This is a genomic window from Allobosea sp. P4_E12, from assembly GCF_056401655.1.
Genome location: NZ_JBFUIY010000001.1, coordinates 269,327 through 281,466, shown reverse-complemented (window position 1 = coordinate 281,466; position 12,140 = coordinate 269,327). Strand labels below are relative to the sequence as shown.

Below are 12,140 nucleotides of genomic sequence, written 5' to 3'. Positions count from 1 at the left end.
CGGTGCTATGCGACAGATCGCGGGGGGACACAGACCGGGATCTGTCTGCGAGGGCGGGTATCGCTCCATGGGCGCGCGAGGTGGTGTCGGGCGTAGCGGCTGATCGCAGGTCACTCCGTTCGCGATTTCCAATCGCATTCGGAATACCGTGCCCGCATTCACGCGCTTTGCTGGGGCGCTGCCAGGGCGCATAGCGTAAACGGACCCGTGTTCGTCTCTGTTTCGGATTGCTTCAATGCCTCAGGACATCGCCAAAGTCGCTCTCGTCACCGGCGCCGCGCGCGGCATCGGGTTGGCGACCACGAAACGCTTTCTGGCCGAGGGCTGGCAGGTCGCCTTGCTGGATATCGATGGGGCGACGCTGACATTGGCGATGGCGGAACTCAATGCACCGGACACGACGCTGGCGCTGACCTGCGACGTTGCCGAGGCTGCCGCGGTCGAAGCCGCCTTCAAGGCGCTGATGCAGCGCTTTGGCCGGCTCGATGCTCTCGTGAACAATGCAGGCACCGCCGTGTTCAAGCCGATCCTCGAGACGACGCTCGCGGAATGGCAGCGTGTGCTCGCGGTCAACCTCACCGGACCCTTTCTTTGTACGCAGGTTGCGGCGCCGCTGATGGCCGATACGGGCGGCGGCGCGATCGTCAACATCACCTCGATCTCCGGCCTGCGCGCCTCGACCTTGCGCGTCGCCTACGGCACCAGCAAGGCGGCTCTCGCCCATCTCACCAAGCAGCAGGCGGCCGAACTCGCCAGCCTCGGAATCAGGGTCAATGCAGTCGCGCCGGGCCCGGTCGACACCGCAATGGCCAAGGCGGTGCATAGCCCGGAAATCCGGGCCGACTACCATGACGTCATCCCGCTCAACCGCTACGGGCGGGAAGACGAACTCGCCGAGGCGATCTTCTTCCTGTGCTGCGAGAAGGCCAGCTACATCACCGGACAGACGCTTGCGGTGGATGGCGGCTTTGATGCGGTCGGGATCGGTCTGACGACCTTGCGTGGCGAAAGGCGCAATCGCTGATGTCGTGACGGGGCGCGCCGAGGGCATGCTTGGGGACGCTCAGGAACACGGGGCCAGCGGGTGAGGGGGCGGGAAATATTCCCTCGTAGGCGGAGAGTTTCCCGCGCTTTCAATGAACGGACCGAGTCTTTGCGCTCCGGGCTCGATCCGTCGGTTCGCTCCTCAGCATCTAACCTCGCGCTGCAAATGGCTCCATCAGGATGTAGGTGCCATCTGCCCGTTGATGCTTGTCGATCAGGGGGACGAGCCGCACGAAATGCTCGGTGCGGCAATGTGCATCGAGGGCAGCGCGATCCGGCCACTCCTCGATGAAGATGAAGTGCCCAGGGTCCTTCTGATCGATGAAGAGATCATAGGAAATGCAACGCTCTTCAAGCCGGGTCTTTTCGACTAGCTCTTCATAGAGAGGCATGACGAGCCCGATGGCCTCGGTCTTGATGAAATCCTGGGCAATTACCTTCAGCACGAGCATTCCTCTTCGATTTTAGGCCCCGCGGAGCGGCTGCTGTTTGCAGACACCACCGGCGGACTTCCTCTCCTGCACCGCTCGCCCGTCTGAAAGGTGAGCCATTCGCAGGATGCCGGGGATATCGAGCGGCATCCGGCACCGTTCAAGACTGTCCGGCACGCTGGCCTGGGTGCGAACCGAGAGATCGGACCTGGAACATTCTTCTTGCGCTGCGCGGCCAACAGCGCGAACCTTTGCGTCGACATCCCTCTTCGACGGCCGCCCGACCCTGTCGGGCCTGAGCGACCGCCGCCTTTCCGGCGTGGGCGCTGTGACATCGTTCTCGTCGGTTCTTCGCCGCGTTGCGCCGGGCGTCTGCTCTGACGCTGTTGCGCGGCCAAAACCCGAAGGAGGACGCTATGGCTGCGACATCAGGCAATGGAGGTTCGGCCGCCGGCAAGAGAGCTTTGGGGCCGCGATGCATCGCCATCGTTGGTCCCTTTCAAAGCGGCAAGACGACCTTGCTCGAGAGCATTCTGGAGCGCTGCGGCGCGGTTTCACGGGCCGGCTCCGTCAAGGCGAAGAACAGTGCCGGCGATGCCTCCGCGGAGGCACGGGCTCACCAGATGAGCACCGAGCCGAATGTCGCGACCGTCGATTTCCTCGGGGAGAGCTACAGCTTCATCGATTGTCCCGGCTCGGTCGAGTTCCTGCACGAGATGCGTCACGTCCTGCCTGTCGTCGATGCCGCGGTGGTGGTATGCGAGGCTGACGACCGCAAGGCACCGGCGCTCGAACTCGTCCTGCGCGAGCTCGAGGAGGCGGATATTCCGCGTTTCCTGTTCCTCAACAAGATCGACACGGCAACGCGCCGGGTGCGCGAGACACTTGGCATCCTGCAGCGCGCCTCGCGTACGCCGCTGCTGCTGCGTCAGATCCCGATCTGGCAGAAGGGCATCGCCGTTGGTTTCATCGACCTCGCTCTCGAGCGGGCCTTCATCTACCGCGAGCATGCGCCGAGCGAGATCGTGCCCCTCGGGTCGGAGGAGGTTGGCCGCGAGAAGGAGGCGCGCTTCTCGATGCTGGAGAAGCTTGCGGACTATGATGATGAGCTGATGGAGGATCTGCTGGGCGACATGGAGCCCCCGCAGGATCGGATTTTCGACGATCTCGCGCGGGAGCTGCAGCACCGCCACGTCGTGCCGGTGCTGATTGGCGCGGCCGAGCGGGGCAATGGCGTCACGCGGCTGCTCAAGGCCCTGCGGCATGAAGCGCCTTCGCTTCCGGAAACCCGCGGGCGCATCGGCGTCGTCGAGGATGGCGCGCCGTTGGCGCAGGTGATGAAGACTTGGCATTCGAGCCAGGGCGGCAAGATCTCACTGGCCCGCGTATTGCGCGGGCGGCTCGCCGAGGGCGACGTCGTGACCTCGTCCAGCGGCGTCGAGACGCGCATCGGCGGTGTCATCGAGTTGAAGGGAGCCGAGCAGACGCGCAAGCCTGCCGCAGAAGAGGGACAGGTTGCCGCCTTTTCCCGGCTGGAAGGCGTGCGCACGGGGGATGCGCTGGCTGCCGGCAAGGTCCGTCCAGGCGTCGTGACGTCGGTTGCTCCGCCCGAGCCGGTCCATGCGCTCGGGATCAGCGTCAAGGATCGCAAGGATGACGTCCGGCTCACCGCTGCGCTCGGGCGCATCGCGGAGGAAGATCCCGCGCTGACCGTGTCGCACCTGCCGGAGTTCGGCGAGGTGCGGCTCTCGGGGCAGGGCGAGATGCATTTGCGCGTGACAATGGAGCGGTTGTCCGGGCGCTACGGCGTTTCGGCTCAGAATCATCCACCTGAGATCGGTTATCGCGAGACTATTCGCGGCAAGGCCAGCGCGCGTGGGCGGCATCGCAAGCAGAGCGGCGGGCATGGCCAGTATGGCGATGTGGTGCTCGAGGTGGCGCCGCTCGAGCGCGGCGAGGGCATTCGGTTCGTCGACCGCATCACGGGCGGCGTCGTGCCGAGACAGTACATCTCTTCCGTCGAGGCCGGTGTGCGGGATTTCTGCCAGCACGGGCCGCTTGGCTTCCCGCTCGTCGATATCGAGGTGACGTTGACCGACGGCTCCTACCATACCGTCGATTCCTCCGACATGGCGTTCAGGCAGGCAGCGCGGCTGGCCATGGCGGACGCAATCCCGCAGGCCAGATCCGTGCTGCTCGAGCCGATCCTCGCCGTCGAGGTCGTCATTCCATCGGACGCGATGTCGCGGGCCTCAGCCATCGTTTCTGCAAGGCGCGGCCAGATCCTGGGCTACGACGCCCGGCCGGGATGGCGTGGCTGGGATCAGATCAACGCCCTGATCCCGGAAGCGGAAATGGGCGGTCTGATCGTGGAGCTGCGCTCGGCGACCTCGGGCGTCGGTTCCTTCAGCGTCAGGTTCGACCATCTTGCAGAACTCGCCGGCAAATCGGCCGATGCCGTGGTGGCGGCGCAGGCCCTGGCGCACGGGCGCTGAAACCCAGGTGTGACCTAAAAGGTTCATATATGAACCTTGTGGCGACGGCAGAGCGGCGGGCGCTTGCGCCCGCCGCTTTCGTTCCGCACTGTATGGTTACAACAAGGCAGAAACGCTCGCGTGAGTGGGAAAATGCCTGCGAGACGGGAGGAGCGACGATGAAGGTGACGAGCGCCGCACAGGCAGCAGCGGATCCGCGGCCCTGGCTGGCGCATTATCCGCCGGCGGTTCCGCCGGTGATCGATCAGGCCAAGGTCGGAACGCTCGCCGATCTGATCAGTCATGCCGTCACGACCTATGCCGCGCGCCCGGCCTTCGAGAGCTTCGGCAAGGCGATCAGTTTCGCGGAGGTCGGGAAAGCCGCCCGCGCCTTCACTGCCTGGCTGCAGGCCCGCGGCTTCAAGAAGGGCGACCGCATCGCGTTGATGATGCCCAACATCCTGGCCAATCCGGCCGCGATCTTCGGAACGCTGCTCGGCGGCTACACGGTGGTGAACGTCAATCCGCTCTATACGGCCCGTGAGCTGACCCATCAGCTCAACGACTCGGGCGCCCGCGTGCTCGTGGTGATCGAGAATTTTGCCCATGTCGTCGAGGAGGCCCGACCGAATCTCAAGCTCGACCAGATTGTCCTGGCGACGGCCGGCGACCTGATGGGCTTCAAGGGGGCCATCGTCAATTTCGTGGCCCGCAGGATCAAGAAGGTCGTCAAGCCGTTCAACCTGCCGGGCGCGGTCCCGCTGAAGACTATTCTCGCCGGCCCATCGACGATGACACCGGTCGTCGTCCTGCCCGAGGATGTCGCCTTCCTGCAGTATACCGGCGGTACGACCGGCGTCGCCAAGGGCGCGACTCTGACCCATCACAACGTCGCGTCCAATGTCGAGCAATGCGCGCTCTGGCTGGGCTGGGGGCTCGAGCCACCGCTCGGCCGCAGCGACTACCAGCATGTCATGGTCACGGCGCTGCCGCTCTATCATATCTTCGCGCTGACCTGCTGCTGCATGTTCATGCTGCGGATCGGCGCAAAGGGGCTCCTGATCGCCAATCCACGCGATATCGCGGGCTTCATCAAGATCCTGAAAACGAGCCGCTTCACGCTCTTCTCCGGTGTCAACACGCTCTACAATGCGTTGGCCAACCATCCAGAGATCGAGAATGTCGATTTCTCGGAATTGCGTTTTGCGGTGGCGGGCGGCATGGCGACGCAAGCGGTGGTCGCCAAGCGCTGGCGGGAGGTCACCGGGCGGCCGATCGTCGAGGGCTACGGTTTGTCCGAGACCTCGCCAGTCGCCTCGGCCAACCGGCCCGACATTGCCGAGTTCACCGGCACGATCGGGTATCCGCTGCCCTCGACCGATTTCGCGATCCGGGATGTCGACGGCAATGACATGCCGATGGGCGAGCCGGGCGAGGTCTGCATCCGCGGCCCGCAGGTCATGCGCGGCTATTGGCAGCGACCGGACGAGACCGCGAAGGTGATGACCCCGGACGGCTATTTCCGCTCGGGCGATATTGGTGTTCTGTTGCCCGACGGGCAGATCAAGATCGTCGACCGGATGAAGGACATGGTGCTGGTCTCCGGCTTTAACGTCTATCCTAATGAGGTCGAGGACGTCCTCGCCACCCATCCGGGCGTGCTCGAATCTGCCGTCATCGGCCTGCCCGACGAGCATTCCGGTGAGGCGGTGACGGCTTTCGTGGTCAAGAGGGACGCCAGCCTGACAGCCGACGAGTTGCGCAGCTTCTGCAAGGACAATCTCACCGGCTACAAGGTGCCGAAGCAGATCATCTTCCGTGACAGCCTGCCGAAGACCAATGTCGGCAAGGTGCTGCGCCGCGCCCTGCGCGAGGAGGTCACGGCCAAGGGCTGAACGGCACGACTTGATCGAGCGGGTGGGTTTGACTAGCGTTTGCACGGAATCCGGTGGCCGTGATCGTGCAGCGCCGACCTTCCCGCCCGCTCGGAACAAGGCAGCTATTTGCCCCGTCGACTCATCGAACTGCCGCTGCTGCGCCGCCTCAAGCCCGGGCTCTATGTCCATGACGAGGAGGCGCTGAATGCCGAGCCGGCGATCGGGCTGCTCGATACTCCGATCACACCGGTCGATGCTTTCTTCATTCGCGACAATGGCGCCTTGCCTGAGATTGCTGCCCCTGAAGCATGGACGCTGACGCTCGACGGGGAGGTCGAGCGGCCGGCGACCTGGACGCTTCAGGAACTGCAGCGCGAGTTCGAGACCGTCACCGTCACCGCCGTGCTCGAATGCGCCGGCAACGGGCGCGTGCAGTTCTCGCCCAGGACCGACGGGTTGCAATGGCGGCTCGGCGCGGTGGGCTGCGCGCGCTGGACCGGGGTTCGGCTCAAGGACCTGCTGGCTCATGCGGGTTTGCTGCCCAGCGCTGTCTATACGGCGCATTACAGCCCCGACCGTGCGATCAAGGACGAAACCAAGGACGCGCTCTCGCGTGGCCTGCCGATCGCCAAGGCGATGAGCGATGAGACGCTTGTCGCCTTCGCGATGAATGACGAGCCGTTGCCGCGTCTGCATGGCGGACCGCTGCGCATTGTCGCGCCCGGCTTTCCGGGCTCTGCCTGGCAGAAATGGCTGGATCGGATCACCATCCGCCCTCGCGAGCATGACGGCGAGAAAATGCGGGGCACCGATTATCGCATGCCGGTCGTGCCGATGCGCCCGGGTGAAGCGATAGACGAAAGCCTGTTCGCCGTGCTCACCGACATGCCTGTGAAGTCGCTGGTCACGGCGCCCCTTGAGGGCTTCACGGCTGTGGCCGGAACGCCATTCGCGGTTCGCGGCTTTGCCTGGAGCGGAGCGGTCCCGATAGCGGCGATGGACCTATCGTCCGATGGCGGCAAAACCTGGTGCGACGTCGCACTCGAGCCGGCGGAAGGCGCATTCGCCTGGCGCCGTTTCCAGACGATGCTGACCATTGCCGTGGCGGGGCCGGTGACGATTATGGCTCGCGCGCGGGATGTCGAAGGCCGGGTTCAGCCACTCGAGACGCCCTGGAATCCGCGCGGGTACTGCAACAATCAGGTCCACCGCGTAGCCGGAATGGTGCACTGATCGCGCCGTTCTGCGCCTTCGCCGTCAGGCTGCCAGCAGGGCATTGCCATTGGCGCCGGTGGCGCAGGCTTCGACGATCTCTCCGGCCGCCACATCGCGCGCGAAACGGAGCAGCGTGAAATCCTCGGCGCGGCCCGTATTGCCGCGTTCCGTCAGCACACTGAGCGGCCGGCCGATACGGGCCTGCAGATGGCGCGCATGGGCGGCTTGTGCCGCGGCGCGCAGGCGTGCGGCCCGGTCGCTGACGATCTCGCCGGGCAGTTGCGGCATTCGGGCGGCCGGGGTGCCGGGCCGGGCCGAATAGGGGAAGGCGTGAACATAGCTCAGGCCGCATTCGTCGATCAGCGAGAGCGAGCGGGCGAACATCGCCTCATCCTCGGTCGGAAACCCGGCAATGAGATCGGCGCCGAAGACGATGTCGGGGCGCAGCGCCCGCATCTCCGCGCAAAACCGGACGGCGTCTTCGCGGCAATGGCGCCGCTTCATCCGCTTCAGGATGAGGTCGTCGCCGGCCTGGAGCGAGAGATGCAGATGCGGCATCAGCCGCGGTTCGGTCGCAATGGCCTGGCGCAACGCATCGTCGACCTCGACCGCGTCGATCGAGGAGAGGCGCAGGCGCGGCAGGGCGGGCAGGGCGCGCAGGATGGTCTGCACGAGTTCGCCGAGCGTCGGGAGCTCCGGCAGGTCCCGGCCATAGCTCGTCAGGTCGACGCCGGTCAGCACGATTTCGCGGGCGCCATTCTCAACCAGCTTGCGGCACTGGCCGAGGACCGCTGCGACGCCGAGCGAGCGTGAATTGCCCCGGCCATAAGGAATGACACAGAAGGTGCAGCGATGGTCGCAGCCGTTCTGGACCTGAACGAAGGCGCGGGTATGGGCTGCAAAGGCGTTGGGCGACAGCGTCTGCAGCGTGGTCTCGCGCATGATGTCGGAGACGGTCGTCTTGTCCTCGGGATTGACCTCGGCGTCCGAGGCCAGGCTGTTCGAACGGGCGAGCGATATCCAGGTCTCGGCCCGCATCTTTTCGGCGTTGCCGAGGACGCGCGCGGTCTCCGGCATTGCCGCGAAGACGCCGGATTCGACCTGCGCGCCGCATCCGGTCACGATGACGGGCCTGTCAGGCTGTTCGCGCTTGAGACGCCGGACGGCCTGGCGTGCTTGCCGCATGGCCTCCGTCGTCACGGCACAGGAGTTGACGATCGCGACGTTGCCAAGGCCGGCTGCCTCCGCCTGCGTCCTGATTGCCTCGCTCTCGACGATATTGAGGCGACAGCCGAAGGTGACGACTTCGAGCGTCATCAAGTCGCGCTTTCGAACAGCGCCGGCTCGAGCACGCCCTCCCACTCGAACGCGACTGGGCCGGTCATCAGGACATGGTCGTCGCTTGCGCGCCATTCGATGATGAGATCGCCGCCCGGCAAGCTGACCACCGCCTTGCGCGCCGACAATTCGCGCCGCACAGCGGCGACGAGCGCGGCACACGCGCCGGAGCCGCAAGCCTGGGTGATGCCCGCCCCGCGTTCCCAGACGCGCAGCACGATATGGTCGGGAGCCTTCACCGCGGCCAACTCGATATTGGCCCGATCAGGGAAAATCGGGTGGTTTTCGAGCAGCGGCCCGATCTGCTCCAGGTTGAAGGCGTAGGGATCGTCCACGAAGAAGACGGCGTGGGGGTTTCCCATATTGACCGCGCAAGGCGTGTGCAGGATCGGCTCGTCGATCGGCCCGATCTGCAGCTCGAAGCGGCTGGTATCGTGGAACGGATCTGCCAGCGGGATCTCGTCCCAGGCCAGCTTCGGTCGGCCCATGTCGACGGTGAAGACGAGATCGTCGATGCGCGAGGCGGGGAGCAGTCCCGACTTGGTTTCCAGCAGCAGCTCGCTCCGGTTACTGTCACCCATCCGGGGATCGGCCAGCATGGCCCAGGCGACGCAGCGCGTGCCATTGCCGCAAGCGCCGGCTTCCGAGCCGTCCGTGTTGTAGATGCGGATGAAGGCATCCGTGCCGGGCGTGCGCGCATCGTGCAGCACCATTAATTGGTCGAAATGCGCGCGCGGCTCCGCGGCGATGGCACGCGCCTCCGCTTCGCTGACTTTCAGCCTGGTGCCGCGCAGGTCGAGCACGGTGATCTGGTTGCCGAGCCCGTTCATTTTCAGGAACCGGCGATGCGCCAATGCGTTCATTTGGTCACAGGTCCAACAAAGAGCGGCTATATGAGGGAGCTGACGCGAAAAAGCCACCCTTCCAGCCGTTCCTGCGCGCTCACGGACATTCTATGCTGCGGCGCAAGGGCGCGAATCGCTCCTCTCTGTCAGGGCTAAGATGATGCGGCATTTCCGGGTTGGAATTCTGGCTGTCGCAGGCGTGTTCGCCGCCGGCTCCCTCGCCATCGCACAAACCCGGGTGGCTCCGCCCACGCCGGTGGAGGCTGCTCCCCTTGCGCCGCCGCCGGGCGCCGCATCGCCGAGCCCGGCTCCCGTCCAGGCCGTGCCCGTGCAGGTGCCGACACAGGCCCCGGCAGACAGCCTGACGCCCCCGCCCGTGCCGCTACCGGCGCCGCCTGTGACGCCGCCGCCATCGGCGGGCCAGCCGGTGCCAAGCGGGCCGATACCGCAGGGCGCTGCGCCGCCACCTCCCGCGCCGCTTCCGCCTCTGGTCCCTGCCCCGGCCACGCCGGAGGCTCCGCCTGCTCCGCCGCTTCCCGCTCCACCGGTCGCACCGCAGCAGCGGCAGTCGACCGTTGTGCCCGACCCGAACGCGACGCTCGCGGGCAAACCGGGCGACCCGAGCGATGTCGACGAGGTGCAACTGGTGCCTAAGCCGGTGCTCGCGATCTCTGGCCAGTCGAGCTGGGATCAGGGCTTCCAGCGTTTGGTCGAGAGTTTCCGTATCCTGCGCGAGCAGGCCTCACGATCGGCGCTTTCGGTCGCCGGCCGGCCGCTGACGCTCTTCATCGAGACGGACGATAGCGGCTTCCGCTTCGAGGCGATGCTGCCTGTGGACCGGGCGCCGGACGGTGCGGTGCCGCTCGCCAATGGCGTGCGGTCGAGCACGAGCCCGGCTGGGCTCTCGCTGCGTTTCGTGCATACGGCGCCCTATGACGACATCGATTCCACCTATGAGACGATCACGGCCTATCTCGAGGCCAAGAACATCAAGGTGAAGGACGCCTTCCTCGAGGAATATGTCACCGATCTCAAGGACCCGGGCGATCCGAACCTCGAGATCAACGTCTACGTGCAACCGCAATAGGCTTCGGCTTTAGCGAGCACCTTGCTTCGGCCGGCAGCTCTCAGCCGGTCGCGATGTGCCGCCAGCAGATCGTCCTCAGGCGTTCCAGCTCAGTCCGGGGCGCATCGGCCGAAAGCGCTCCTCGGGCAGGTTCGCTTGCGCAAGGGCGAGCTTCAGGGCTTCGGGCGGACGCTCGATGCCTTCGTCGGTCAGTTGGAATGTGCCCCAGTGGTGTCCGAGCGCCTGCTCGGCGCGTAGCGAGAGCATGACCCTGACGGCTTCTTCCGGATTCATGTGGTTGTCGCCCATGAACCAGCGCGGCTCGTAAGCGCCGATCGGCAGCACAGCCAGGCGGAACGGGCCATGCTCGGCACCGAGCCGCTCGTAGAGCGAGCCATCGTGATAGCCGGTATCGCCGATATGGAAGACCTTGCCCAGTGGGGTTTCGATGACGAAGGAGCACCAGAGCGCCATGCGGCGGTCGAGCGTGCCGCGCGCCGACCAGTGATAGGTCGGAACCAATGTCGCGGTGACGGCGTCGGACAGGGCGACCTTCGCTTTCCAGTCATAGGCCTCGGCGTGGATGGCGGGATTGCGGGCGCGGATGATCGTGTCGTTGCCGAGCGGCATGATCATGCGCGGCTTGTCGCGCCGGTGGAGCGCGTCGAGTGCCGCGAGGTCGAGATGGTCGTAATGATTATGCGTGATCAGCACGACATCGATCTTCGGCAGGTCGTCGAAGGCGACGCCCGGAGCGTTCACGCGTCGTGGGCCAGCGAAGGAGAAGGGGCTGGCGCGCTCGGAATAGACCGGGTCGACCAGCACATTGAGCCCGGCGATCTGGTAGAGGAACGAGGCGTGGCCGAGATGGACGATGCGCAGGCCCTCGACACGCGCAGGTGGCTTGTCCTGCGTCGGGGCCGGGTAATGCGCCGGAAAGGCCTCACGCTCGCGCTTCGAGGTCTGCCATCTCAGGACGTCGAGCAGGCCCTTGTTGACCGGCCGGCCATCGGTGAAGCGCAGTCCGTCGAAATTCTCGCTGACCGGCCCTTGGTAATAGGGGTTGCGCGAGCGTGAGAATGCGGCCCAGGCCATGCCAGTCGAGCTGAGCAAAGCGGAGACACCGAGAAGCGAGAGGAGTTTGCGGCGGTTCATGGCGGGAGAAGTGGGGCCTGTTGCGGCGGGATCAAGCCCTGCGATCCTGCCCCGGAAAGAGGGCCCCGCCCACAGGAAACCGCATCGTCACGGCATCTTGAACGCTGTGACATGCAGCCAATCGGTGGGCTCGCGGTCATAGCCGCTCCCGATTTCCTCGACGATGTCGAGCCTGGACCAGCGCCCAGTGCCGTACGCGCCGCGCAGCCATTCGGGCGACGGGTAGTTGAAATAGCGGCCGAAGCGGTCGCGGCCGTCCTGCTCTCCAGCCTTGAAGCTGGCATAGAAGACGCCGCCAGGTTTCAGCGCGGCATGCACGCGTGCGATCATGGCAGGCAGGGCCGCACGGGGGACGTGGAGCAGGCAGGCATTGGCCCAGATTCCGTCAAAGGCCTCATGCTCGGCGAGGTCCTCGAACAGGAGGACAGCCACCGGACGACCGAGGCGGCGCTCTGCCTGTGCCGCGAGTTCTGGAGAGCCATCGGTCGGCAAGACGTCGAAGCCCTGCGCCAGCAGCGCCTCGCTGTCCTGTCCGGCGCCGCATCCAAGTTCGAGCACGCGTCCGCCGGGCGGCAGCAACGACATGAAGCCCTGAAGCTTCGCGCGGCTCGCCGCCTGGCCGCGCGACGCATGGGCTTCGGCCTCGCTCGCGTAGAAATCGAGCGTGTGGCTGTCCTTGCCGTCGCGCATGCTGG

At 65.7% G+C, this 12,140-nt stretch carries 10 protein-coding genes; 5 read left to right on the top strand and 5 right to left on the bottom strand.

Annotated elements, in window-relative coordinates; all coding sequences use genetic code 11:
• Nucleotides 1-235: 235 nt before the first annotated feature.
• Nucleotides 236-1,024, top strand: coding sequence for an SDR family NAD(P)-dependent oxidoreductase (locus AC1DW9_RS01365; RefSeq protein WP_441505230.1), 789 nt, complete (start codon nt 236-238; stop codon nt 1,022-1,024).
• Nucleotides 1,025-1,193: 169 nt separating this feature from the next.
• On the opposite strand, the gene AC1DW9_RS01360 is transcribed toward AC1DW9_RS01365, so the two are convergent.
• Entirely contained in the window at nt 1,194-1,496 is a 303-nt protein-coding gene (locus AC1DW9_RS01360; protein WP_476769944.1) for a putative quinol monooxygenase, read from the bottom strand.
• A gap of 395 nt (nt 1,497-1,891) precedes the next feature.
• Here AC1DW9_RS01360 and AC1DW9_RS01355 point away from each other — a divergent pair, with 395 nt between their 5' ends.
• The 3 genes from AC1DW9_RS01355 to AC1DW9_RS01345 all read left to right on the top strand — a co-directional run bounded on the left by AC1DW9_RS01355 (nt 1,892) and on the right by AC1DW9_RS01345 (nt 7,059).
• Nucleotides 1,892-3,970 (top strand): elongation factor G, encoded by a 2,079-nt coding sequence (locus tag AC1DW9_RS01355; protein WP_441505232.1) that lies wholly within the window; start codon nt 1,892-1,894, stop codon nt 3,968-3,970.
• A gap of 158 nt (nt 3,971-4,128) precedes the next feature.
• Nucleotides 4,129-5,844: an AMP-binding protein gene (locus AC1DW9_RS01350; RefSeq protein ID WP_476768528.1), complete on the top strand. Its 1,716-nt coding sequence runs from the start codon at nt 4,129-4,131 to the stop codon at nt 5,842-5,844.
• A 108-nt stretch (nt 5,845-5,952) separates the two neighbouring features.
• Nucleotides 5,953-7,059 (top strand): sulfite oxidase, encoded by a 1,107-nt coding sequence (locus AC1DW9_RS01345; protein WP_476775173.1) that lies wholly within the window; start codon nt 5,953-5,955, stop codon nt 7,057-7,059.
• Nucleotides 7,060-7,083: 24 nt separating this feature from the next.
• On the opposite strand, the gene mtaB is transcribed toward AC1DW9_RS01345, so the two are convergent.
• Nucleotides 7,084-8,358 (bottom strand): tRNA (N(6)-L-threonylcarbamoyladenosine(37)-C(2))-methylthiotransferase MtaB, encoded by a 1,275-nt coding sequence (mtaB, locus tag AC1DW9_RS01340; RefSeq protein WP_476775172.1) that lies wholly within the window; start codon nt 8,356-8,358, stop codon nt 7,084-7,086.
• Complete coding sequence (gene dapF / locus AC1DW9_RS01335; protein WP_476775171.1) at nt 8,358-9,242, bottom strand: diaminopimelate epimerase; 885 nt, start codon at nt 9,240-9,242, stop codon at nt 8,358-8,360. The genes mtaB and dapF overlap by 1 nt, the downstream gene beginning before the upstream one ends.
• 139 nt (nt 9,243-9,381) lie before the next feature.
• Between dapF and AC1DW9_RS01330 the strand changes: the two genes are divergently transcribed.
• Nucleotides 9,382-10,311, top strand: coding sequence for a GyrI-like domain-containing protein (locus AC1DW9_RS01330; RefSeq protein WP_476855009.1), 930 nt, complete (start codon nt 9,382-9,384; stop codon nt 10,309-10,311).
• A 75-nt stretch (nt 10,312-10,386) separates the two neighbouring features.
• On the opposite strand, the gene AC1DW9_RS01325 is transcribed toward AC1DW9_RS01330, so the two are convergent.
• Nucleotides 10,387-11,445 (bottom strand): MBL fold metallo-hydrolase, encoded by a 1,059-nt coding sequence (locus AC1DW9_RS01325; RefSeq protein ID WP_476775169.1) that lies wholly within the window; start codon nt 11,443-11,445, stop codon nt 10,387-10,389.
• 87 nt (nt 11,446-11,532) lie between these two features.
• A complete protein-coding gene (locus AC1DW9_RS01320) occupies nt 11,533-12,135 on the bottom strand; it encodes a class I SAM-dependent methyltransferase (protein WP_476775168.1) in 603 nt (200 codons plus the stop codon).
• Nucleotides 12,136-12,140: the final 5 nt, after the last annotated feature.

Bases quoted from the DNA above. Each gene is read 5' to 3' on its own strand.
- AC1DW9_RS01365 (WP_441505230.1), top strand. From the start codon at position 236: ATGCCTCAGGACATCGCCAAAGTCGCTCTCGTCACCGGCGCCGCGCGC.
- AC1DW9_RS01360 (WP_476769944.1), bottom strand. From the start codon at position 1,496: ATGCTCGTGCTGAAGGTAATTGCCCAGGATTTCATCAAGACCGAGGCC.
- AC1DW9_RS01355 (WP_441505232.1), top strand. From the start codon at position 1,892: ATGGCTGCGACATCAGGCAATGGAGGTTCGGCCGCCGGCAAGAGAGCT.
- AC1DW9_RS01350 (WP_476768528.1), top strand. From the start codon at position 4,129: ATGAAGGTGACGAGCGCCGCACAGGCAGCAGCGGATCCGCGGCCCTGG.
- mtaB (WP_476775172.1), bottom strand. From the start codon at position 8,358: ATGACGCTCGAAGTCGTCACCTTCGGCTGTCGCCTCAATATCGTCGAG.
- dapF (WP_476775171.1), bottom strand. From the start codon at position 9,242: ATGAACGCATTGGCGCATCGCCGGTTCCTGAAAATGAACGGGCTCGGC.
- AC1DW9_RS01330 (WP_476855009.1), top strand. From the start codon at position 9,382: ATGATGCGGCATTTCCGGGTTGGAATTCTGGCTGTCGCAGGCGTGTTC.
- AC1DW9_RS01325 (WP_476775169.1), bottom strand. From the start codon at position 11,445: ATGAACCGCCGCAAACTCCTCTCGCTTCTCGGTGTCTCCGCTTTGCTC.
- AC1DW9_RS01320 (WP_476775168.1), bottom strand. From the start codon at position 12,135: ATGCGCGACGGCAAGGACAGCCACACGCTCGATTTCTACGCGAGCGAG.